This window comes from Acidobacteriota bacterium (assembly GCA_020845575.1).
GTDB lineage: Bacteria > Acidobacteriota > Vicinamibacteria > Vicinamibacterales > Vicinamibacteraceae > Luteitalea.
The window spans coordinates 64,110-87,904 of sequence record JADLFL010000054.1; the positions used below are offsets into that span (position 1 = coordinate 64,110).

The following is a 23,795-nucleotide window of genomic DNA, read 5'->3' on the forward strand; positions in this document are numbered from 1 at the left end:
ATCGCCGAGCCGCCGACGCGCAGACGAGCATGCCTTGACTTCGACGGACAAAGGATTCATTTTTGAGGAGTCAAAAAACGCGAACGATCGTTCCGATGCTCCCCTTCCATATCACCGAGACCCCGCTGGTGCCAACTGTCGGGCGGCGTGGCCAGCGCGGCGACATCCGACGGCAGAGGTTGCGATGAGCGCCTGGACCCACGACCTTCTCGCGCGCCTGCGCCGCAGGCGCGTCAAGCGCGAGCAGGAGCATGGCGACAACGCCCTCAAGCACCTGCTGAAGGAGTCGCACGCGGGTCGGGCGGGCACGCTGGCCTCTCTCAAGGGCACGCTGCGTCTCGGCGATCGCGCCGTGCTTCGTGTGCTCGATCGCTTACGCGTATCAGGACTGGCGGCCATGGAGGGTGACACGCACCGGTTGACGGCCGACGGCGAACAACGGGCTCGACACTTGATCCGCGCGCACCGGCTGCTCGAGCGCTACCTCGCAGACGAGGCGCGCATGCCCGTGACGGCCGTCCACGGCATGGCCGAACGCCTCGAACACCAGATGAGCGAGGCGGAGACGGATCGACTCTCTGCCGCACTCGGCCATCCGGAACGCGATCCGCACGGCGATCCCATTCCCTCGGCTGGTGAGGCCCCCGACGATCTCGGCGAACCGCTGGCCTCGCTCACGCCGGGAGAGGTCGCGTGCATCTCGCACCTCGAGGACGAGCCCGCGACGATCTTCCGCGCCCTCGTCGCGCACGGCCTCCGTCCCGGGCTGAGCGTCACCGTCGCACGGGCGTCCACCGAGTCACTCGAACTGCTCGCGGACGGTCGCAGCCTGACACTCCCCGTCGCACTGGCTGGCAACGTGTTCGTGACGCGCGAGCACGACGTGCTGGCCGGCGAGGATGACACCGTGCGGCTCTCCGACGTGGCGCACGAGGAAGAGGCGTCAGTCGTATCGCTGTCGCCCGCGTGTCAGGGCTTCACGCGGCGGCGGCTGCTCGACCTCGGGTTCACGCCGGGCACGCGCGTCAGGCCGGTGCTCGAGAGCTTCGCGGGCGATCCCCGCGCTTACCGCGTCCGCGGGACGACCGTCGCCCTCCGACACGACCAGGCGCGACACGTGACGGTCAGGAGTGCGGGCGCACACGGACACAGGACCGCAGGAACGCAGGACGTCGGGAATGCAGGCGCGGGAGTGTTCGGATCATGAGTCACGGCTCGGCGCACGACTGCGAGACGTGTCCGGTGGCCGTCGAACTGGCGCCGATGGGGTTCGACGTCGCCGCGACGGATCGGGTGATCGCGCTGGCGGGGAATCCGAACACCGGCAAGAGCACGCTGTTCAACGCGCTGACCGGACTGCGACAGCACACGGGGAACTGGCCCGGCAAGACGGTGACGCGTGCGGAAGGCGCGTTCTCCTACGGCGGCGTGCGCTACAAGATCGTCGATCTCCCGGGCACGTATTCCCTGCTCTCTGCGTCGCAGGACGAAGAAGTCGCGCGCGATTTCATCCTCTTCGGCCAGCCGCACTGCACCGTCGTGGTCACCGACGCGAGCGCACTCGAGCGCAACCTGAATCTCGTCCTCCAGGTGCTGGAGATCACCGATCGCGTGGTGGTGGCCGTGAACCTGATGGACGAGGCGCGCCGGAAGGGCATCGCGGTGGACACCCGCAGCCTGGCCCGCGACCTCGGCGTGCCCGCCATCCCCATCGTCGCGCGGACGGGTGAAGGGATGCACGCGCTGCTGACGGCGGTGGATGGCGTGGCAGGCGGTACGATCGCCACGACACCCCTGCGCGTGGTGGGTACTCCCGAGTTCGAGCACGCCGTCACCGAGTTGATGGCGCAGGTGGAGGCCGCGGCACCTGGCGTGCCCAACAGTCGGTGGCTCGCCATCCGTCTGCTCGATGGCGATGCGCGCGTGGAGGAGGCGCTGCGCAGCGGTGAACTGGTGCGCATGGTGGCGCGGCAGCAGCAGCGTGACGTGCGTTTCAGCCGACAGATCGCGCTGGAGGGTGCGCAGTGACCGCGTCGCACCACCCGACGGCCGACGAGGTGCTCGCACGCGCGCGAGACCTGCGACGTCAGCTCGGAGGCGGCTTCCGCGAGGAAGCGGTGAAGTCGCTCTACGCCGAGGCCGAGCGTGTGGCGCGCCGCGCTGTGGACGATGACAACGACGCGCGCGCGTTCCGCCTCGACGCACGTATCGATCGGCTGGTCACCTCACCGGTGCTGGGCCTGCCGATCATGCTCGTCCTCCTGTCGGTGGTGTTCTGGCTGACGATTGCCGGCGCCAACGTCCCGTCGGCGATGCTTGCGAGCGGCCTGTTCTGGATCGAGGACCAGGCGGTGGCGCTCTTCGACGCGCTGGGCGTGCCGTGGTGGATCACGGGCTTCGTGTGGCGCGGCGTGTATCGCGGGCTCGCGTGGGTGGTGAGCGTGATGCTGCCGCCGATGGCGATCTTCTTCCCGCTCTTCACGATCTTCGAGGATCTCGGCTACCTGCCGCGCGTGGCGTTCAACCTGGACTTCCTCTTCAGGCGCGCCGGCGCGCACGGCAAGCAGGCGCTGACGATGGCGATGGGGTTCGGCTGCAACGCGGCAGGCGTGATCGCCACGCGCATCATCGACTCGCCGCGCGAGCGGCTCGTGGCCATCCTCACCAACAACTTCGTGCCGTGCAACGGGCGCTTCCCCACGCTCATCATGCTCGGCACGATCTTCGTGGGCGCGTCCTTCTCGCCAGCCTTCGCGTCGATCGCCGCCGCGGCCTCGGTCGTCGGCGTCGTCGTGCTCGGCATCGGCTTCACGCTCCTCATGTCGTGGATCCTCTCGCGCACGATCCTGCGCGGCGAGGCGTCCACGTTCACGCTGGAATTGCCGCCGTATCGGCGGCCGAACGTCGGCCGCATCATCTACACGTCGATCATCGACAGGACGCTGTTCGTGCTGTGGCGTGCGATGTGGACCGCCGCGCCAGCCGGTGCGGTGATCTGGTTACTCGCGAACATCCACTGGGGCGATCGCACGCTCGTCGCGGTGATTGCCGGCTGGCTGGATCCGCTCGGTCACGCAATCGGACTCGACGGCGTGATCATGCTCACGTACATCATCGCCATCCCGGCCAACGAGATCGTCGTGCCCACGATGGTGATGGCGTACCTCGGCACGGGGATGATGACCGACATGACGAGCCTCGACGATCTGCGCCGCCTGCTCGTCGATCAGCAGGGCTGGACGCTGCTCACGGGCGTCAACCTGATGCTGTTCTCGCTGCTGCACAACCCGTGCGGCACGACCATCATCACGATCTACAAGGAGACCCTCAGCGCCCGCTGGGCCACCATCGGCGCCCTGATGCCTCTCAGCGTCGCCTTCCTCGTCTGCTTCCTCACCGCGACGATCGCGCGGTGGCTCTACTACTGAACGGCCTTGGGCCATCCGCCATCGGTCTTCGGTTCACGCTCCCGCGAAGGCGTGGACGAAGACGCGGCTGGGGTCGTCTTCCGGCATGAGGAGGAGCGTCTGGCCTGAGACGGTCATCCCTTCGTGGCTCAGCACCACGCCGCGATCCGTCGCGCCGACGACGATGCGTTCGAGGAGGTCGAGGGTGGGCCACTCCAGTCGATCGACAACGCCCTGATCACCGAGAAGTCCACCGGCCAGCAGGTGCTCGCCGGTCCAGTGCAGGTCCTGATAGCGCGCGGCGCCGTCGTGCTCCACGCGACGTGACTCGCGCCCCTCGAGCGTCCACTCGTAGAACACGCGCGCATCCCAGTTGCAGCCCACGAGCGTCCCCGTCGTGGCCGCAACCGCCCCGATGTGGTCCTGCACGGGGAAGCTGGAGCGCAACGCGAGCGTCGCGGCGTCGCGGCACTGGATCGCGCTGGTGGAGGCACGCCGATACTCCGCAACAGGCAGCCAGAGCGCGTCGCCGAATCGGCTCAGCCCGCCCGGGTGGTATCGCTCCCCTTCCTGCACCTCCACACGCTGCAGCATCCCCCCGTCGGAGGCGCGAAACGCCACGAGCAGCCCCTTCTTCTCCGTCCGCAACACCGACGACACGAACCACACCGCCCCGTCGGCGCTCGCCGCAATCCCCTGCGGATGGTCGAGCACCGCGTTGAGCGACACCACCCGCTGCCGGGCCCCGAGCCCCGCCGATCGCACCGACTGTTGCCGCGCCAACGCCGGCATCGGCGCCGCCAGGGCGGCAACTCCCAGAGCAAACGCCGAGAGAAACGCGCGACGAGATGCGTCTCCCGTATGAGTGCTTTTCGCGCTGAGGACGGGTGGGGCTCCGCCTTCGCCAAAGGCTCCGGCGTGACAGGTCGTCCGGTGACAGGACCCGCGCCCGAGGTGCAGTTCGTACCCTTGAGGCATGGGGAGATTTCACCCCTCGCGGCGACTTGACGCAAGCCCCTCGGATCGCCTTGCGCAACCCGCTGGCCGATGGCAGACTCACCGAACGTTGTCCTCCGCCAACCGGCCACGCACGGGGCGGGCGTCGCGTCAGCCAGAAGTCCCGGTGCCCTTCCGGTACCAGTTCAGCGAGGCCGACTGCGTCCCCACCACATTCCTGAACGGCATCGCCCGGCTCTTCGGCCGCGGCGAGATCCCGCCGCTCGTGATCCAGCGTGTCTACACGTACACCCTCAACGGCGTGAGCCGCAGCAACACGCTCGGCGACGGCACCGACGAATGGGGCATCCGTGTCACGGCGGAGTGGCTTGGCGCCTATCGCGAAGGCAGGTTCGCGCTGAAGACCGAGTACCTCCGCGGCGCGGAAGTGCACGTGAAGCGCGGCAACCAGCTCGTGGCGTGCCTCAACACAGGCGGCGTCGGGCTCTGCAACCTCCATATCGGTGGCAGCACCTGGCACTACGTCCTGGCGCTCAAGGCCGATCCCGAAGGCCTGTCGTTCTTCGATCCCTACTTCCAGCGCACGGTGAAGGGCCTCGGCGGCGCGGCGCAGCGGCTGCACGACGATCCCGACGGTGCCAATCTCTGGATCGAACGTGACTGGCTCGACACGTACAGCAACCGGAAGCGGTACTGCTTCGGCACGATTCGCAATCGCGAAGCGGTCCTCCTGTGGCGCGTGAAGCGCTAGCCCCCTCGCGCTTCGCGCAGCTCAGTGGCGTGACCCGCGACGAGCGGGCCGCGCTGGCGTGGAGCTTCGTCTATTTCTTCGCGCTCCTCTGCGCGTACGGCCTGCTCCGGCCGCTGCGTGAGGAGATGGGCGTTCGCCACGGCGTCGACAAACTCCAGTGGCTCTTCAGCGGCACGTTCGTCTGCATGCTGCTGGCGCAGCCGCTCTACGGCGCGATCGTCTCGCGGTATCAGCGCCGCATCTTCCTGCCCGCCGTCTACGGCTTCTTCGTCGCATGCCTGGTCGGCTTCTATCTGGTCTTCCGGGCCGACGTGGGCATGACCGTCGCCGTGCCCGCGTTCTTCATCTGGGTGAGCGTCTTCAACCTGTTCGTCGTGTCGGTGTTCTGGAGCTTCATGTCCGACATCTTCACGAGCGATCAGGCCAAGCGCCTCTACGGCATCATCGCCGCAGGCGGCACGTGCGGCGCGCTGGCGGGGCCAGGTCTCACGGCACTGCTCGTCGAGCGCGTGGGTGTGCCGCAACTCATGCTGATCTCCGCGCTGGTGCTCTCCGGCGCGCTCGTCGCCATCCTGCGCCTGCTGCCGTGGGCCACGGAGCGGCGCGGCGTCGATCGCCCCATCGGCGGGACCGTACTCGCGGGCGCGCGCCTGATGCTCGGCTCGCCGTTCCTGCGTCTGCTCGCCGGCCTCCTGCTCCTCTACGTCACCGTCAACACCATCCTCTACTACCAGCAGGCTGCCGTCGTGTCGCGCGCGTTCACGGATCCGGGCGCCCGGGCGGCCTACTTCGCACGCATCGACTTCTCAGTGAACGCGCTGACAGTGATCACGCAGGTGTGCGTGACGCGTGTGCTGCTGACGCGTGCCGGCGTGACGCCGCTCCTGATGCTGTCTCCGCTGCTCGTGGCGGCGGGCTTCGCGTGGCTGGCCGTCTCTCCGACACCGCTGCTGCTCGCGGCCATCCAGGTCGTGCACCGCGCGGGGAACTTCGCGCTGATCGCGCCGGCGCGCGAGAGCCTGTTCACACGCGTGGATCGCGAGACGCGCTACAAGGCCAAGGCGTTCATCGACACGGCCATCTATCGCGGTGGCGATCTCGTGAACGGCTGGATCATGGCCGGCATCGTCGCGATGCAGATGCCGCTCGCGGAGGTCGCCCTGATCGGCCTGGTCGTGGCCGGGACGTGGGCCCTCTTCGGCTGGCGTATCGGCCGTACGCACGACGCGCACCTGGCGGCGGCCGGGAGTCCCTCGTCTGGCCTTTCCTCCACCTCGTGACGCGCTGGCGGCGTCCGGTCACTGGCCTGTTGCCGATCGCCCCATTGCCGTGACAGCGTACACGCCGCGCGCATGCCGCGCGCGGCACGTCTCCCGGGAGTCGACAGTGTCCATCACGCGACGTACGTTCCTCGGTACCAGCCTTGCCACAGCGGCCGCTGTGACGCTGCCCGTGCGCTCGGCCTCGGCCGCGCCGCTGAAGGTCCTCGTCATCGGCGGGACGGGATTCCTCGGTCCGCACACCGTGCGCCGGCTGCGCGAGCGCGGCCACACGGTCACGCTGTTCAATCGCGGACGGACGAACCCCGGGCTCTTCCCCGACATCGAACAACTGCGCGGCGATCGCAAGACCGATCTCTCGGCGCTCGAAGGACGCAAGTGGGACGCGGTCATCGATCCGTCGGCCTACATTCCGGCGGACGTGACGCGCAGCGCCACGCTGCTCGCGCCCAACGTGGGGCACTACCTGCTCATCTCGACCATCTCCGTGTACGCGGCCATCGACACGCCGGGCATGGACGAAGGGGCTCCCCTCGCCACACTGAAGGATCCCACAGTGACCGAGGTGACGGGCGGGTCGTACGGTGGACTGAAGGTGCTGTGCGAGCAGGCGGCCGAGAAGGCGATGCCCGGCAAGACCACCGTCATCCGCCCCGGCCTCATCGTCGGGCCGGGCGATACGACGGACCGCTTCACGTACTGGCCCATGCGTGTGGCGCGCGGCGGTGAGGTGCTTGCGCCACATGCCGCGAGCGACTACGTGCAGTGCATCGACGTGCGCGACCTCGCGAACTTCATCGTGACGTGCGTGGAGAATCGCACGACGGGAATCTACAACGCCGACGCGCCCCAGGCGAGCCTCACGATGGGGCGCCTGCTGGAGACGTGCCGGGACGTGACGCGCGCGCAGGCCACGTTCGTCTGGCTTCCGCTCGATTTCATGGAGGCTCAGGAAGTACGCGCGTGGAGCGACATGCCCGTGTGGCTGCCGCCGCAGGGCGAGTACGCCGGGGCGGGTCAGATCAGCGTCAAGGCCGCGATGGCCAAGGGGCTGACGCACCGCCCTCTGGCCGAAACCGTACGCGACACGTTCGCGTACGTCGAGACGTGGCCCGCGGAGCGCAAGGCCGCGCTCAAGGCAGGCTTGTCACCCGACCGCGAGAAGGCCGTCCTCGCCGCCTGGAAAGCCAGAACACGCTGACTCCTCCGGGCGTAGGGGCCTGGCTTGCCCGGCCCGCCCACCGCGGCAAAAACCCCTTCGTCAGTGGCCAGGTGCGGTGAGGACGAGCGCGCCGTCTTTCATGACGACGATCGTGTGCTCCCAGTGCGCGGTCCATCCACCGTCGCGCGTGGCGATGGTCCAGCGATCCTTCAGCGTGCGAATCCGGCCCGAGTGCTCGGCGACGAGCGGCTCGACGGCCAGCACCAGCCCCTCGGTGAGCAGCGGCGAGCGACCGCCCGGATCGAAGTTCGGCACCTCGGGCGGCTCGTGGATGCTCCGGCCAACACCGTGTCCGGTGAGGTCGCGCACCACCGAGAACCCCTCGCGCCTGACATGGCCGTCGATGGCCGCGCCGAGTGCGTGGACCGGCAGTCCGGGACGCACGATCGCAAGCGCGGCGGCCAGCGCACGTTCCGCGGCCCGCGCGAGTCGCCTCCCCCGTGACGTGGATGGCTCGACGGCCACCGTGATGGCGCCATCGGCCACGTAACCATCGACCAGTGGCGTCACGTCGATCTTGACGAGATCGCCCGCGCGCAGCGGCGTGCGCGTCGGCAGGCCGTGGACAACGGCGTCGTTCACGCTCACGAATGCTGCGCACGGCGCGCCGTAGATGACGACCGGCGCGGCCTGCGCACCCTCCTGACGCAGGATCTCCGCACCGACGGCTTCGACGTCGGCGGGCGTCGCACCAGGCACCACTGCGTCACGCATGGCCGCCAGCGCCCGCGCCACGACCCGCCCCGCGCGCGCCATGCCCTGCAGTTCCTCGTCGCTCGTGATCGACATCCGTGGATCTTAGCGCGTGCCATGAGCGACCGGTGGCTTGCCATGAGCGAGCGTGGCGCCGCGCCGAAAGGCGTGGCGCCACGCGAGTCGAATGGGGTATATCGTGTCAGCCGTTCCCCGCGCGACGGCCAAGGAGAGAGCGTCAGTGCAAGGTGTGTATTCCGTGCTCGCCACGCCGTTCAGGCAGGGTGGCGATGTCGATGTCAAAAGCCTGCGTCGCTACGTCGAGCACTTCATCGGCGCAGGCGTGTCCGGATTCACCGCGCTCGGCGTCCTCGGTGAAGCCGCACGTCTTACCGAGCGCGAACGCGCGCTCGTGCTCGACACGGTGCTGACGCAGGTCGCTGGTCGTGTGCCTGTCGTGGTCGGCACGACCACCGAAGGCCTGCACACCTGCCTCGAGCTGAGTCGCGCCGCGCAGTCGGCAGGCGCTGCTGCCGTGATGGTGAGCCCGCCGCGCGCGCCGAAGCTCAATTCCGGCAGCGTGAAGGCCCACTTCGCCGCGCTCGCCGACGCGCTCACCATCCCCATCGTCATCCAGGATTTCCCTCCGGTTTCCGGCTTCGCGATGGAACCGTCGCTGCTCGTGCAGATCGCGCGCGACGTGCCTGCGGCACGCGTCATCAAGCTCGAAGACCCACCGACGCCGCTCAAGACCGCACGACTGCTCGACGCGGCAGGCGACATGCCGCTGACCATCTTCGGCGGCCTCGGCGGCGTCTACCTGCTCGAGGAACTGATGGCGGGTTCGGCAGGCGCCATGACGGGGTTCGCGTTCCCGGAAATCCTCGTCGACATCGTGGGCCGGTGGCACGCCGGCGATCGGGAAGGCGCCGCTGACGTGTTCTACAGGACCGTCCCGCTGATGCGCCTGGAGTTCCAGGAGGGCATCGGCATGGCCGTGCGCAAGGAGGTGCTCCGGCGGCGTGGACTCATCGCCGACGCGTCCACGCGCGCGCCAGGCGCCACGCTGGACGCCGGCACGAAGGCGGCACTCGACAGCCTCATCGCATGGACGGCAGCACAGGAAGGCTTCGCATGGATCTCGGCCTGACAGGCAAGGTAGCGATGGTGGGCGGGGCGAGCCGCGGGCTCGGCTTCGCCGTGGCGCGCGCGCTCGTGGCCGAAGGCGCGCAGGTGTCGATCGCCTCACGCGACGCGGTGCGCGTAGACGCAGCGGCACAGGCACTGCGCGAGGCCACGCCCGGTGCGCAGGTCCTCGCGGTGCCTGCCGACCTCCGCACCGCTGACGACATCGCCACGTGGCACCAGGCGACGATGGACCGGTTCGGCGGTGTAGACCTGCTGTTTGCCAACACCGGTGGTCCGCCGCCAGGCCCCGCGCTCGCGTTCGACGACCAGGCGTGGCAACAGGCAGTCGACCTGCTGCTGCTCAGCACCATCCGCATGGTGCGTCTGGCGGTCCCGGTCATGGCTGCGCGCGGCGGCGGCAGCATCCTGATGACGACATCGTCTGCGGTGCTGGAACCGATCCCGAACCTCGCGCTCTCGAACGTGGTGCGCGCGAGCGTGGCGGCGCTGGTCAAGACGCTGTCCAACGAACTGGCCGGCCAGAAGATCAGGGTCAACAATCTCGTCCCCGGCCGGATCGACACCGATCGCGTGCGCGAACTGGACGAAGGGCGGGCGCAGGCGTCCAACGTGACGCTGGACGAGCAGCGCCGGCGCATGGAGGCCACGATCCCGCTCGGGCGGTACGGGGCTCCCGACGAGTTCGGCAGGGCCGCGGCGTTCCTGCTCTCTGACGCCTCGGCCTACACGACCGGTGCATTCCTCCAGATCGACGGGGGTATGCTGAAGGGCGTCTGGTAACCGGAGACTCACGCATGAATCCCGTCCGCAGCCTGTTGCTCGCCGCCTCGGAGAACCGCTGGATGCGGGAGCACGCCACGAGCCTGCCCGTCTTCAGGCGGGCGGTGAAGCGCTTCATGCCAGGCGAACGCCTGGAGGATGCCCTCGATGCGGCGGCGGCACTGCGCGCCGAGGACGGCACACCCGTCCTTCTCACGCGTCTCGGCGAGAACGTCACGGACATGGCGGAAGCCGATGCCGTGGCCGCGCACTACCTCGACGCGTGCGACCAGATCGAACGACGGGGCATCGACGGGCAAGTCTCCATCAAGCTCACACAGCTCGGGCTCGATATCGATCCCGTGCGCTGCCGTGAGCACGTCAGGCAACTCGCCGCGCGCGCCGCACGACAGCACACGCTGCTCTGGATCGACATGGAGCAGCACACGTACGTGGACGCCACGCTCGCGATGTACCACGAGGTGCTCACCGAGTCCCGCAACGTGGGCGTGGCGCTGCAGTCGTACCTGTTCCGTACGCCGAAGGATCTCGACGCGATCATCGCGGCGGGTGGCGCGGTCCGTCTCGTGAAGGGGGCGTACAAGGAACCGGAGTCGGTGGCGTACCCGAAGAAACCCGACGTGGATGCCGCGTATCTCGCCCTTGCGCGCACGATGATTGGCGAGGAGGCGCGTGCGCGTGGATTCCGCGCCATCTTCGGTACGCACGACGTCACGATCATCGACGCCATCCAGCAGCACGCGAAGGCCACCGGCGTGGCGCCGAGCGAGTACGAGTTCGCGCTGCTCTACGGCATCCAGCGTGGTGTGCAGCGACAGCTCGCACGCGATGGCTACGTGCTGCGCGTGCTCATCAGCTACGGTGAGTACTGGTTCCCGTGGTACATGCGTCGCCTCGCCGAGCGCCCCGCGAACGTGTGGTTCGTGGCGCGGAGCATCTTCGCGAAGTGACGGACATCAGCGGCCCAGGGCTTACGGCTCAGGGCTTACGGAACAACCGTCTCGCACATCGCGCATCGTGATGGCTGGCATCGACGCGCATTGTCATCTCTGGCGGTTCGACGCCCGTGAATACGACTGGATTCCCGACGAGCCTGCCGTGCTGCGGCAGGATCATCTCGCTGCGGATCTCGTGCGCGAACTCGATGCGGCAGGCATAGATGGGGCGATAGCGGTACAGGCGCGTCAGTCGCTCGCGGAGAACGATTTCCTGCTCGAGCAGGCACGCGCCGGCGGCGGCCGGATCCGTGGAGTTGTCGGCTGGGTCGATCTGGCGGCAGACGATGTGAGCGACGTGCTGTCGTCGTACGCGTCGCGGCCCGGATTCGTTGGCGTGCGACACATCGTCCAGGCCGAACCGGATCCCGGCTTCCTCGCACGGCCTGCGTTCAATCGCGGCATCGCATTGCTGCGCGGTCACGGCCTCGTGTACGACGTTCTCGTCTACGCGCCGCAACTGCCCGCAGCAATTGCCTTCGTGGATGCGCATCCCGATCAGCCGTTCGTGCTCGATCACGTCGCCAAGCCGGCCATCGCGGCAGCCAGCTTCGACGACACATGGCTGCGCGATTTCCGTGAGATCGCACGCCGGCCGCACGTCACGTGCAAGCTCTCAGGCCTCGTCACCGAGGTGCGCGATGAGTCCTGGGACGCCGACCTGCTCCGCCGCTATCTCGACGCCGCGCTCGAGGCCTTCGGACCTGCGAGGCTCATGTTCGGCAGCGACTGGCCCGTGTGTCGCCTGCGCGCCGAGTACGGCGAGTGGGTGTCCGTCCTGCGCGCGTACACGGATGCGCTGAGTCCCGACGAACGCGCCGCCGTCTGGGGCACGACCGCCACGACCGTGTACGGGCTGCCGAAGGCCTAGGGTCCTGGGCCCAAGGCCTTCGTCCCAGTGCTATAAAGCGTCATGCCCCTGCTGACCCTGCCCCGTGCCACCCGTCGTCAGTTCCTTGCCGCTGCCGGTGCAACGGCGGCCAGCCTGACGTTCACTCGCTCGCTGACGGCGTCCGCGCAGGACGAGCCGCGCGTCCTGCGTGTGGCGCTGCTGTCGGACACGCACATCCCTGCCGATGCGTCGGAGCGTTATCGGGGGTTCTCACCTGTCGAGAACCTCGCGAAGGTCGTTCCCGCCGTCACCGGGTCCACCGTCGAGGGCACGCTGATCTGCGGCGACATCGCGCGGCTGCAGGGCCTGCCGGAGGACTACGCACGCGTGGCCGGATTGTTGGCGCCCATCACCGCGAAGATGCCGCTCGGCATGGTGCTCGGCAACCACGACCACCGCGCGAACTTCCTCGAGGCGTTCCCGCAGCAACGGGCAGCAGCGGCAGGCGTGGCCAACAGGCACACGCTGTCTCGCGAAGCGCGAGGTCTGCGCTTCATCCTCCTGGACTCGCTGCTGTCGCCAAACGTCACGCCCGGACAGCTTGGCAACGCACAGCGCACCTGGCTGGCGACGGAACTCGCCGCGTCATCGACGCCGACGATCGCCGTGGTCCACCACTCGCTCGGCACGAACGACGGCGAGCTCGTCGACGCCGATCGACTGTTCGACGTCCTCCGTCCGCATCGTCACGTGAAAGCGATTCTTTACGGACACTCGCACGAGTACAAGGTGACCGAACGCGACGGCATTCAGCTGATCAACATCCCCGCCGTCGGCTACAACTTCTCCGACAAGGAGCCCATCGGCTGGCTCGAATCGACGTGGACCACGGAAGGCGTCGACCTCACGCTGCACGCCATCGGCGGCAATCAGGCCGCAGACGGCCAGACGACGAACGTCCACTGGGCACGCTGACGAAGGGGCCACGTGTAGCTGCCGGCCTCCATTCGAGGAGCTGCCGGTACCACCAAGGTGTCGCTGCCGGACTTGTCCGGCAGTCAGCGATGCCGGTCCGCCGGATGAAATCCGGCGGCTACACCTTGGCTGAGTGCCGACGCCTTCCCGTCATCGATCCGCGCGGGCGAACCTGACGTGGCCTTGCTGGCCGACGACTCCCATCACGACGAATGGCCGGCGTTCGGCGATGCTGGTTGGCGCCGGTGCGCCGGGCGCCACGCGCCAGTGGACGACGACGCCGCCGGGTTCGGTTTCGACGCGCGTGATCTCGGGTGCACCCGCACGATCGTGCGTCTCGTCGAGCACGATTGCGAGCAGCGTCACGCGCGAGAAGTCGATGTCCGGCACCGGTTGTTTCGTGGGGAGCGCCGCCCAGAACGCTTCCCACTCCGGCTCAGCGCGAATCGCACGGGGACCCACCGCCGCATCGCGTGCAAGCGGTCCGTGCGCGACAGGCAGCGGACGCAGGGCCGCCTGTCGAGCGGCCGGCGCACTCGCGACGGCGGGAATTGCTTCCTCCAGCGTCACGGGGATCGCATGTGCCACCGGTCGCGCATCGGCGTTCGCACGCGCCTCGATCACGAGCGTGTATGCGCCGGGAACCAGCGCCTCGGTGCTCACGAGTCCTGTGGCGCGCAGGTGTGACGTCGCAGCGCCGTCTGCCTCGGTCGTCAGCGGCTGCACGCGTACTTCACGCCCCTGTGCGTCGAGCAGGCGCGCCTGCATCGTTGCCTTCCCCGCCGCGACAGCCGACCCGCCCAGTTCCACCTGAAATGCTAATGGGTGCCCCGACGGGAACGCGCGCGCCAGCGTCGGACGCACGCCCGTCTCGTCCTCGCCCAGCAGCGTGGGCACGCCCAGGACGAGGGCACCGGATGGCGGGCGCATGTCGAACGCATGCAGCAGCAGGCCGCTCTGCATCCCGTCAGGTGTCGCGGCCGCCACGCGCAGCTGATACGGCCCGCGCGGCAGCTCCAGCGTCACGCTGCCCTCCCAGAGACGCCCGGCCGGTGGACGCCGCATCGTGAGCCGCTGCACGGCTGCCGTCGCGCCCATGTCGTCGGCCGCGAGCAGGAGCACATCGACGGATTCCGCATCCGTCGTCTCTTCGTCCACCTGCACCGTGACGAGCGCGCGCGCTGGTCCCTCGCCGGTCAACTGCGGCGCCACATGTGCCTGCAGCGCCAGCGTGCCGGACGGCACGCCGCCCATGATGACCTCACGTAAGCGTTCAGTGACGTCATCATCGGACCGCGCAACGGCCGCGTTCGCCGACTCCGGCAACACGTGGAACGCCCGTCGTGCCGAGATGCGCGCCCCGCGCCGACGTACCTTCACTTCGATCGTGTGGCGTCCATCGGTCTCCGACGCCGCGGACTCGTAGGCGAGCACGTACGACGACAGGTTCTGCCTCACGATCTCGGCCCCGATCTTCTCCACGTTGTTGGCGTTCTGGACCCATCGACCGCCCGTCTCCCGTGTGAGCTGGCTCAACGGGACCGCCACCATGTCGTCAGCGTCGAGCACCATCGCCGAACCGCCTTGTCCCATGAATGTGGCGTCCGCGGGACCCACGCGATAGCGGCCACCAGTCCGGCGCGCGTTGTAGACCGGGTTGCCATCGTTCGGCGCAACGTTCTCGCGCGGATCGATCGCGTACACCGTCACGTCGCCACCGAGGAGACGCTGAAGGCCTGCAAACTGCGCCGCCTGGTTGCCTTTCGGATCGAGCGGAGACACCCCCATGTCCGTCACGAACCAGAACAGCACCTTGCGACGGGAACCCGTGCGCGAGAACAGATCGCCAACGGCGCGCAGCGCACCAGCCCTGCGACCAGCCCGGGTCGGATCGACGCAGTCTGGCGACGCACCGTCGGAACAGGGGGCGTCCCAACTGCTACTGATGCCGTGTGAGGGTCCCACGATGACGTACTGTCCGCGAAAGGCCTTGACCCGCTCGGAGTGATCCTGATTCGGGCGCGTCAACGTCAGCAGGCCACCGCCCGTCCCACTCGTATTCACGACGCTCACGAGGGCGTCGGCGGGGATCGTCTCCAGGACGCCGAGGGCCGCACGTATCGCACGATACGAATCGAGCGCGGCCACGTTCAAGTCGTCGAGCAGCAGCACGAACGCCGGCGCGTCGGCGAGATCGCGATTGGTCGCCACCTCGTCGAGGCGCGCGTCACCGATGAACGCTGGCGGTGCAGGCCGTGGCGCCGACGCGCGCGGCGCCAGGAATCGCGCCGACACGACGGGCCGGCGCTGGCCATCCTCGAGCACCTCGAAGTCAGCGGCGGTGAGATCCGTGATCGGCTTGTCGCCATCACCCGTGACCACGGCCGACACCTCGACGATGGAGATCCCGGAGCGGAAGGTCGGGACGTCCGTGCGCGTTTGCGCATCTGACGGCGCCGGCGCTTGAGCGTGTGTGACCGACGCCGCGACCATCAACAGCGCCGCGGCCAAACCAAGGTGTAGCTGCCGGACTTCCACCTTCGCCCTTCGGGCTACGGTGGACAGGTGTCCGGCAGTCAGTAGTCGCCGTCCGCCGGATGAAATCCGGCGGCTACACCTCCACACCTCGCGCCCGCCGGACAAAGTCCGGCGGCTACACCATGGCGATGCGAATTGCGCCCTGAGCCTCGAGCCGTAGGCCGTAAGCCACCACTTTCTCGTCACTGCGAGCCGGCCTCCATCAACGTCTTCACGTGCGGATCGATGAACGCCGTCGGGCGTGGCGTGGCGGCGAGCGCTCTCAGCGCACCTGTCGCGAGCGGGCGTCCCGCTTCCACAGCAACGTCGAGATACATCGACCCGCCGCGCCCAGACTGGCGATGCACGGTGGCGAGCCGAATCTGGTGCGACCCCGGCGTGAGCTCGACGCTCCAGATGGTGCGGACGCCAAGCTGGCCGAGCGTGCCGACCAGCGCCGGGCCGACCTTCAGTTCCACGTTCTTCTGTGTGGCATTCGCGATCTTCCCGTTCGCGTCCATGCTCAGAATCGCTTGCTCGATACCGACCGTGTCGCCGTCCAGGCCCGTCACCAGCGGTCCACCCGCCGTCTCGCTGACCACGGCATACCGGACCTTGCCGCCATGCTCGCCAATCGGGAACATCTGCACCACCATCGGCAACGCGTCGGCAGGCAGCACACCCGTCAATAGCGTGCGCATCTCCGGCGACAGCCCCGACGGCGCCGGTGCGCGCTCGGGATCGACAGGCGGCGGCATGTATCCACGACGCGCGTGCACGGTCACGCCCGGTCGTGTCACGCGCACGGAGATCGGACGGACGCGCCCGCCCTTCACTTCCTTGTCCGGCTCATATGCGAGCACGTAGTAGTCACTCGCGTCGCGCAGCACGCGTCCTACGGCCGACGCCAGATCGTTGTGATCGATGAGCGACGTCCCTCCCGTGAGGCTCGCCAGATCGCGCAGCTGGTTCTTCGACTGCATGTACTGCGTGATGACGTTCCCGAGATCCTCGTGCAGGATGTCCCGCCCGGTCCCGTGTACCTGCCGTGTGAAGCCTTCGATCAGGCGATCGGTCGGCAGATCGAGGCCCACGGGGTTCATCGGATAGACGGCGAGATCGGCAACGGAGGCCGCCGCGAGCGCGTTCACCATGGACGCGGCCGTGTCTCCCGTGAGCGCGCCCGCCGCTGCCGTCGACGACCCGATCGGCGACCCCTCCGTCAGGAAGATGAGCGACTTGCGCCGCCCCGTGACGCCGCGCACCGCGTGCGCGATGCGGCCGATGGCGTCGTAGGCGCTCTGGAGGCGCATGCTGCGCTGCTGCTCTGACGCGGCCAGCCCCGGCGTCATGTACGCGTCGAGCGCCGAGTCGGTGAAGACCTGCGGCGACTGCCGCATCTCGAGCGTCGGGTCGGGCAGACGCAGGCCGCCGAACGACGCCACGATCTCCGCGGCGCGACGCCTGTCGCGCACGAAGCCCACCGTGGAGATGGCAGGCGTACTGGTGAGACCGACGAACAGCAGGTCCGACGGAGACAGCCGGGCGAGCAGATGGCCAGCCACCTGACGCGCGCGCTCCGCATTCCGCGCGTCGATGTGCAGGTCGTCGATGAGCAACCCGATCACGCGCGACGAGGACGTCCACGCGTTGGTGACGAGCGCCGCCGCGGCTTCGGGATCGGTCGACGAGGCGATCGCGTCGAGGGGGATCGCGCCCCCATGGTAGGTGTACGCCGCGAACGACTGGATCGTCTGCGGCCTTCCATCGTCCAGAATCTCGAAGTCGCTCGCCGCGAGGTCGCGCACCGGCTGGCCGTTGGTGTCCAGCACGAGGGCACTCACCTCGACCCGCGTGACTTTCAGGCGGAAGGTCGGACGCTGCCCGCTCGACACGTTGGTATCGAGCGGGATCGTCTGAATCTCGCGTGGCGACGGCCGATTGCGCAGGCCGCTGAGGATCTGCGCGGACGACACTTCCGGCGCTCCCAGCAGGGCGCAGATCAGGAGCGGCACGACGCGAGCAGTCATCGGTGCGACCTCGTCACAGGGAATGGCAGGTCGCTCGATTATGCGCCCGAATCGACGCCGGCGCTACGACTCGCGCGGCAGGTACTCGCGCCGCGCGGGCAGGCGCGTGAGGATCCGTCGTGACGCCGGGTCGTAGCCGAGCGCGCGGCCTTCCTTGTAGGACTGCACCCCCAACTGGATCGCCACGGTGGCCTGATAGCCCTTGCGCACGTCGTAGATCGGTGTCTGTCGCGACCGCATGGCGTTGAGCCAGTTGTCGATCAGGTCTTCGGTCGGCTCGTCGGTGGAGATCTCCACCTCGGTCTTGCCCTCGTTGGCCTCCTTGAACTGATCCTGGAACGGCCGCTCGGCCTTGATGACGGCCTTTGCCAGCGGGCGTGGCATGTTCGGCATCGGTCTGCCGCCCGGGACGATCTCCAGCGTGCCCCAGTTGCCGTACACCGTGATCGGCGCGGATGCGGCGTTGGCCATCACCGACACCAGGTTGAAGCAGTATTCCTTCGGATACTCGATCGTCGTCATGTAGACGTCGGGCACTTCACGGTTCTTCTGCACGTAGATGCCGCCCGCACCGACCACGCGCGACGGGAAGTCCCAGCCGACGATCGCGTTGAGGGCGCCGAGGCGATGGAACAGGAGATCGGTGGCGTTGCCCCCGGAGTAGTCCCAGAACTTGCGCCAACGGAAGTAGCGCTCCTTGCTGAACGGACGCTTGGGCGCGTGTCCGAGCCACGCCTTCCAATCGAGGTTCTCGGTGGTGACCGGGGCGTCTGGCCAGGGCGTGCCTCCGATCCCGGGAATCGGGTAGTCCCACATGCCGGTCGACGTGTTGCGGTTGTAGCTGATGAGGCCCCAGACGACCTTGCCCATCCGCCCCGCCGCAACGTACTCGGCCGCTTTCTGGTGCAGCCGTTCGTTGAGTCCTGAACCGCCAACCTGCAGCACGCGCCCCGTCTGCTCCACAAGCGCGTCCAGCTTGGCCGCCTCGTCGATCGTGTACGTCATCGGCTTCTCGAGGTACACGTCCTTGCCCGCCAGCAGCGCCGCGCGCGCGATCGGATAGTGCAGGTGATCGGGCACGACGATGACCACGCCGTCGATGTCGGGGCGCGCCAGGAGCGCCGCATAGTCGCGTCCGCTGCGTTCGGCGCCCGTCTGCTTCTGCGCGTTGTCCACGCGCGGCTGCCACACGTCGCAGACCTCGACGAACTCGACGTCGTTGAGGCGATCGCGGCGCGGGAAGAAGCCGCGCCGGAGCAACACCTCGAACTGCATGCCACACCCGATGAACCCCAGGCGGATGCGGTCGTTGGCGCCGAGCACGCGCGCGGCCGATCGCGCCGGTTGTGCCGCGAACAGGTGGTCGGCCCTGCCCACGAGAGACGCGCCGGCGACGGTGGCCGCCGTCTGCCCGAGGAACTGCCGCCGGGTGGTAACGCTACGGGAATCGGAACTCACAGGTCGTGCTCCTCGGGGAGGCCCACGCCTCCCGATCGTCGGCGAACCGCACCCCACGTGGCGGTCGCTCCTTCGACCTATACGGTGCGGCAGGCGCCCGCGTGTACCCGGCGCGGTATGCTGAAGCCGCCCATGGCTCCCTATCAGGATCTCGTCGCGCAGTTGCGGACGGCGTTCCCGGCGCCGGTGTCCGACCGCCTGCACGACGCCTACTTCGTCTTCTCGTTCCTGCGGGCGCTCGATCAGGTCGACGCGCTGAAGTCGGCCGCGCCCATGCTCGGCACGCCCGTGACGCTCGACTACGCCGCCGCACGACGGCAGCGACTCGACGGGGCGCCGCGCACGCTCGAATCCGTGACCAGTGACCTGGTCGGCTACCTCTCCGGCATGTTCCTGTGGGGCCATCCGCGCGCGCAGATCAACGTGGTGCCCGCGCCGACGATTCCGAGCATCATCGGCGGCCTGCTGCCGTCCATCTACAACCCGAACCTCGTGAGCGAGGAGTCGTCGCGACAGGTCGGACGCGCCGAGGTCGAGGCCGTGGCCATGACGGCGGCGCTCGTCGGCTACGACGCGGAACGGGCCGATGGCGTGTTCACGTTCGGCGGAACAGGCACGCTGCTCTACGCGGCCAAGATCGGACTCGAGAAGGCCATCCCCGGTGCGCGACGCGAGGGCGTGCGCGATCGTCCGGTGATTGTGTGCAGCGACAGCGCGCACTACGCCTGCCAAACGGTGACCAACTGGCTCGGGCTCGGCGAGAACAATCTCGTCGAAGTGCCCACGACGGACGACAACCAGATCCGGCTCGATGCCTTCGAGCAGACGCTGACCCAACTCCTCGACGAGCGTCGTCCCATCGCCTGCATCGTTGCCACGATGGGGACGACGGATGCGTTCGGCCTCGACGATCTCGAAGGCATGGTGCGCGTGCGGGATCGACTGGTGCGAGAGCGCGGGCTCGACTACGTGCCGCACATCCACGCCGACGCGGTGATCGGATGGGCGTGGAGCGTGTTCACCGACTACGACTGGAACGCCAACCCGCTCGGCTTCCGCCATCGCACCGTGCGCGCGCTCGCAGGCACGTCACGGCGCATCAGGCATCTCGGGCTCGCCGACTCGGTGGGTATCGACTACCACAAGACGGGATTCGCACCGTACGTGTCGAGCGCGATCCTGCTGAAGGATGGGAGCGACCTCGCGCAGCTGGTGCGACGACAGGAAGACACGCCGTACATCTTCCAGTCAGGCGAACGGCATCCGGGTCGTTACACGCTCGAGACGACGAGGCCGGGCAATGGTCCGCTGGCGGCGCTGGCCAACCTGCGTCTGTTCGGACGCACAGGGCTTCAGTCACTCCTCGGTCACGTCGTTGCGATGGCGGAGGAACTGCGCGAGCAACTCGAAGGACACTCCGCCACCACGGTGCTCAACGCTGACAACTTCGGTCCCGTGACACTGTTCCGCGTCTACCCCGATGGCGTCGACACGTTCAGCATACCGGAGCAGGAGCGGACCGATCCCGCGCGGCGCGCGGACCTGCTCGCGCACAACGCGTACAACAGGCGCATCTTCGAACATATTCAGTCGGACGCGCTCGAAGGCCGTGGCGTCGTCATCTCGATGACCGACGCGTATCGCCACACGAACTACGGCGAGCCCATCGCCGCGCTCAAGTCGTACATCCTGAGCCCGTTCTCCGACAGCGTGCACGTAGCGGCGGTACTGGAGTCGATCTGGAAAGCCCGCGCAGCCATCGCCGCCGAAGACGCCGCCGCGCGCGCCTGACAACGAGAGCAGGGGCGAACCCGGCTTCCTCAATCGCGCAGACGCCGGGCTGCGGCGGCCATCAGGACGATCGCCGCCGCGGTCAGCGCGCCGACGCGCCACGACAGGCCTGCCAGCACCTGCGAGACGCCCGGTGCCTCGTACCGGAAGCGCGGAAGCGCGGCGTAGTCGGCCCGCCCAAGGGGCGTGACCTCGAAGAGTCGAGACAGGAAGAACGTACGCCACGTGTGATGGAACTGCTCGACGGCACGCCGGTAGGCGGCGACTGCGTGATCGTCGGTGCCCGCGGCACTCGTCAACAGCGCGTGCGCGAGCAGCGTCGGCGAGGCGATCGACGTCCGGCGAGCGAGCACCTCCTGTTCCCGCTTCGCCGCGGCGATCCGTTCGAGCGTCGGGAGAACAGCGCGTTCAGTCGCGTAGTCGCGCGCTTCTCCCACGAGATAGTAGGGTCCTGAGGCGAAGTCGACGCGCGCCGCGCGTCCGACGATGGAACCGTAGCGCTCGGCCAGCCCCGGCTCTTCCTTCAGGAACGCCGCAAGCACGTCGTCTGCTGGACGTTCATCGGCATCTGCTTTCGCCTCACGCTCTGCCCGAATCTGAAGCGCTCGGCTCGGAACCGGAACCTGCCACTCCAGCCAGAGGCGCACCGTCGTGGGTACGATCAGCACGGCGCACATCCAGCAGGTCATCAGCACCACGAGCGCGCGAGCCGTCGTCGATCTCGCGGCAGTGCCATATAGAGTTGCTCCCCACCAGAAGGCGACGTACGCGAGCGCGCCACCCGTCCACGCCACGATTCGCGGAGCGATCTCCGCACGCGACTCGTGCGCTGACAGCAGCCATGCGCCAGCTCCTGCCGCGACGACAGGCGCCACGGTCAAGACGATCCGCGGCGCGGCCCGCACGAGGACCACGGACGTGAGCCGCACGGGTTGTGATCGCACGAGCATCCACGTCCCACGTTCGCGATCACCAGCGACGAGATCGGCGCCGAGCGCGATGACGAGCAGCGGCAGGAAGACCAGCACCACCATCGTCGCGTCGAGCGTGCCGCTCGCCAGCACGAGCGGATGCGCCGTCTGCTCGCCCTGGCGAAAGGGATCGATCAGTCGATTGGTGCGGATGCGATAGACAGTCGGCGTGACATCCAATCGGCCCACGGCGAGCACCGACAGCGGGGGCGGCGGCAGCGCGGCCACCCTGAACGACCAGCTCGCACCCACCCACTGCGGATGCGTGGGACCGTGCTGAACGTAGCGGTCCACCGACCCGATTGTCTGGCCTGCCAACTGCTGTTCGGCAGCCGCGGCCTGGCTGGCCGCCTCATGTTCCGTGTCGTGCTCCTGGCGGACGACAGCGTCGTACGCGCGAACGTCCGCTGTCAGTCTCGCGTGCGCGTTCCACAGCGCGTAGGCGAGCAGGACCGCGAACAGCCCCAGCGCCAACAAGGCGGTGCCATCCCGCCCGAGCATGCGGCATTCCATCCGCAGGACGTGGCGCAGCGGAAGGGACGGCCGGATCGCGGTGCTCATGACACGCGTACGCGGCCCGTGGTGAACCACAGCACGCCGACCATCGCCACCGTCCATGTGGCAACCACGACAACGTGAGCGCGATTGCGTTCCAGCACCGTCATCAATCGCGGCGGAGCGTCCTCGAACACGGGAATGCGGCTCCAGAGGCGAGCGTCGCCTTCATGGCGCACGCCGGTCTTCAGGAAATCCCCGACGTTGTGGCGAACGCTGTCCTCGTTCAGGATGCGCACGGCCGTACGCCGATACTGCTCGGCACGTGCGGCGAACGCACGTGTGTGCCACGCGTCGGTGCCCGCGATGGCCGAGGACAGTTCACGGACCGACACGAGCGGCGTGGCCCAGGCGAGCATCGTCAACCATCGTTCCTGCGCCCGGTGACTCGCGGCGAGGGTCTCGAACACGCTGCCGACACGCGCGGTGTCGTCGTCCTCCTGATCGAGTTGAGCCACCGACGCCGGTGAAACAGGCAGATCGTCGGCATGGCTCACGCCGTACTGGACGAGGAGCCGCGCCGTTGCTGCGGGCACGAGGTCTTCCCAATAGGAGGGACGGTCCTTCTCGGCCTCCCGCAGTGCCGCGAGAAACGCCTGCGGTGTCGGCGACGGTGCGACGTGCGTGGCGATCTCGACCGCGGCACGGGGTCCGAGCACGGTCATGCCGAGCCAGAGTGCGACCGATGCGACCAATGCCGTCCGTGTCGTTGCCGCCCGGACCGATATCGAGAGGATGGCGCAGGCAAAGAGCGTGAGCCATGCGACGTGGACCGCCGCAGCAGCGCACACGCGCGTCCAGACGTCACGCCACGGCCCCCAGCCCGTCGCCGCCAACGACACCGCCAGTGCCCCGATCGTAACGGCCGTGCCCAACCAGACGGGCGCCGATCCGCCGAGCAGCTTGCCAATGCCGAGCAGACGTGGGCTGACGCCCTGGCTGAGCAGCAGACCGAGCCGTCCTGACTCTCGCTCGTCGGAGACCGCACCGTGCAGCAGCACGACCAGCAGCAGCGGCAGGACGATCTGAAGCGTCGAGGCCGGCGTCAGCGTCGCAAGCTGGCGTATCGACGCTTCGTCCTCGGCAGGCATGAAACGAGGAAGCTGTTCGCCATGTGCTTCGAGATGGCGTATCTGCCCCACGTAGTCCAGCGTGCCAGGATCGAACATCGCGAGCGGCGACACGGCGCGGAACACGAAGAAGCCGTGATGCGCCGCGCTGTGCGGACTCTTCGGCGTCTGCGCCACCCACACGGCACGCTCGCTCTCGGCGGCAGCCTGCTGCTCTTCACGCACCTGCTGCAACTGGCGGGCACCCGCACCCAGTCCCGTCAGCACGAGCAACAGCACGAGTGACGCCATCCACCACGCGCGACCGTCTCGTTGCGCATCCCGCCATTCCCGGCCCGCTATCGACAGGAGGCGCGCCATCG

At 68.3% G+C, this 23,795-nt stretch carries 19 protein-coding genes; 12 read left to right on the forward strand and 7 right to left on the reverse strand.

Translation table 11 applies throughout. The features are described from left to right. Positions 1–184: 184 nt before the first annotated feature. From IT182_15835 to IT182_15845, 3 genes are read left to right on the forward strand one after another with little or no spacing between them, the layout of a single operon-like run. Positions 185–1,207 (forward strand): metal-dependent transcriptional regulator, encoded by a 1,023-nt coding sequence (locus IT182_15835; protein MCC6164820.1) that lies wholly within the window; start codon positions 185–187, stop codon positions 1,205–1,207. Further along, positions 1,204–2,028, forward strand: coding sequence for a 50S ribosome-binding GTPase (locus IT182_15840; GenBank protein ID MCC6164821.1), 825 nt, complete (start codon positions 1,204–1,206; stop codon positions 2,026–2,028). Before IT182_15835 ends, IT182_15840 begins: the two co-directional genes overlap by 4 nt. Further along, the gene (locus IT182_15845) at positions 2,025–3,428 is read left to right on the forward strand and encodes a ferrous iron transporter B (GenBank protein ID MCC6164822.1); all 1,404 of its coding nucleotides are present in this window, start codon (positions 2,025–2,027) and stop codon (positions 3,426–3,428) included. Before IT182_15840 ends, IT182_15845 begins: the two co-directional genes overlap by 4 nt. Positions 3,429–3,461: 33 nt before the next feature. On the opposite strand, the gene IT182_15850 is transcribed toward IT182_15845, so the two are convergent. Then, a complete protein-coding gene (locus IT182_15850; protein MCC6164823.1) occupies positions 3,462–4,199 on the reverse strand; it encodes a hypothetical protein in 738 nt (245 codons plus the stop codon). Positions 4,200–4,530: 331 nt separating this feature from the next. Between IT182_15850 and IT182_15855 the strand changes: the two genes are divergently transcribed. From IT182_15855 to IT182_15865, 3 genes are all read left to right on the forward strand, one after another. Continuing rightward, complete coding sequence (locus IT182_15855; GenBank protein MCC6164824.1) at positions 4,531–5,115, forward strand: hypothetical protein; 585 nt, start codon at positions 4,531–4,533, stop codon at positions 5,113–5,115. A gap of 29 nt (positions 5,116–5,144) precedes the next feature. Then, positions 5,145–6,395 carry an MFS transporter gene (locus IT182_15860; GenBank protein ID MCC6164825.1) on the forward strand — a complete coding sequence of 417 codons (1,251 nt, stop codon included), beginning with the start codon at positions 5,145–5,147 and terminating at the stop codon, positions 6,393–6,395. Positions 6,396–6,591: 196 nt separating this feature from the next. Then, entirely contained in the window at positions 6,592–7,596 is a 1,005-nt protein-coding gene (locus IT182_15865; protein ID MCC6164826.1) for an NAD-dependent epimerase/dehydratase family protein, read from the forward strand. Between the two features lie 60 nt (positions 7,597–7,656). Here the strand turns inward: IT182_15865 and map are convergent, their stop codons facing one another. Continuing rightward, the gene (gene map, locus IT182_15870; protein ID MCC6164827.1) at positions 7,657–8,406 is read right to left on the reverse strand and encodes a type I methionyl aminopeptidase; all 750 of its coding nucleotides are present in this window, start codon (positions 8,404–8,406) and stop codon (positions 7,657–7,659) included. Between the two features lie 103 nt (positions 8,407–8,509). Here map and IT182_15875 point away from each other — a divergent pair, with 103 nt between their 5' ends. The 5 genes from IT182_15875 to IT182_15895 all read left to right on the forward strand — a co-directional run bounded on the left by IT182_15875 (position 8,510) and on the right by IT182_15895 (position 13,041). Further along, positions 8,510–9,460, forward strand: a complete 951-nt coding sequence (locus tag IT182_15875; protein MCC6164828.1) for a dihydrodipicolinate synthase family protein — start codon at positions 8,510–8,512, stop codon at positions 9,458–9,460. After that, positions 9,445–10,239 carry an SDR family oxidoreductase gene (locus tag IT182_15880; GenBank protein ID MCC6164829.1) on the forward strand — a complete coding sequence of 265 codons (795 nt, stop codon included), beginning with the start codon at positions 9,445–9,447 and terminating at the stop codon, positions 10,237–10,239. Before IT182_15875 ends, IT182_15880 begins: the two co-directional genes overlap by 16 nt. Positions 10,240–10,253: 14 nt before the next feature. After that, entirely contained in the window at positions 10,254–11,189 is a 936-nt protein-coding gene (locus IT182_15885; protein ID MCC6164830.1) for a proline dehydrogenase family protein, read from the forward strand. A 70-nt stretch (positions 11,190–11,259) separates the two neighbouring features. Further along, positions 11,260–12,105: an amidohydrolase family protein gene (locus IT182_15890; GenBank protein ID MCC6164831.1), complete on the forward strand. Its 846-nt coding sequence runs from the start codon at positions 11,260–11,262 to the stop codon at positions 12,103–12,105. 42 nt (positions 12,106–12,147) lie between these two features. Beyond that, complete coding sequence (locus tag IT182_15895) at positions 12,148–13,041, forward strand: metallophosphoesterase (protein ID MCC6164832.1); 894 nt, start codon at positions 12,148–12,150, stop codon at positions 13,039–13,041. A gap of 150 nt (positions 13,042–13,191) precedes the next feature. Here the strand turns inward: IT182_15895 and IT182_15900 are convergent, their stop codons facing one another. The 3 genes from IT182_15900 to IT182_15910 all read right to left on the reverse strand — a co-directional run bounded on the left by IT182_15900 (position 13,192) and on the right by IT182_15910 (position 19,046). Further along, the gene (locus IT182_15900) at positions 13,192–15,534 is read right to left on the reverse strand and encodes a VWA domain-containing protein (GenBank protein ID MCC6164833.1); all 2,343 of its coding nucleotides are present in this window, start codon (positions 15,532–15,534) and stop codon (positions 13,192–13,194) included. 227 nt (positions 15,535–15,761) lie between these two features. Further along, the gene (locus IT182_15905; protein MCC6164834.1) at positions 15,762–17,588 is read right to left on the reverse strand and encodes a VWA domain-containing protein; all 1,827 of its coding nucleotides are present in this window, start codon (positions 17,586–17,588) and stop codon (positions 15,762–15,764) included. Between the two features lie 63 nt (positions 17,589–17,651). Further along, a complete protein-coding gene (locus tag IT182_15910; GenBank protein ID MCC6164835.1) occupies positions 17,652–19,046 on the reverse strand; it encodes a Gfo/Idh/MocA family oxidoreductase in 1,395 nt (464 codons plus the stop codon). Positions 19,047–19,178: 132 nt separating this feature from the next. On the opposite strand from IT182_15910, the gene IT182_15915 reads away from it, so the two are divergent. Beyond that, positions 19,179–20,837, forward strand: coding sequence for an aspartate aminotransferase family protein (locus tag IT182_15915; protein ID MCC6164836.1), 1,659 nt, complete (start codon positions 19,179–19,181; stop codon positions 20,835–20,837). Between the two features lie 29 nt (positions 20,838–20,866). On the opposite strand, the gene IT182_15920 is transcribed toward IT182_15915, so the two are convergent. Together IT182_15920 and IT182_15925 are read right to left on the reverse strand one after the other, a co-directional pair. Further along, positions 20,867–22,369 (reverse strand): DUF3526 domain-containing protein, encoded by a 1,503-nt coding sequence (locus IT182_15920; GenBank protein MCC6164837.1) that lies wholly within the window; start codon positions 22,367–22,369, stop codon positions 20,867–20,869. Further along, on the reverse strand, positions 22,366–23,793 hold the full coding sequence (locus IT182_15925) for a DUF3526 domain-containing protein (GenBank protein ID MCC6164838.1): 1,428 nt from the start codon (positions 23,791–23,793) through the stop codon (positions 22,366–22,368). Before IT182_15925 ends, IT182_15920 begins: the two co-directional genes overlap by 4 nt. Positions 23,794–23,795: the final 2 nt, after the last annotated feature.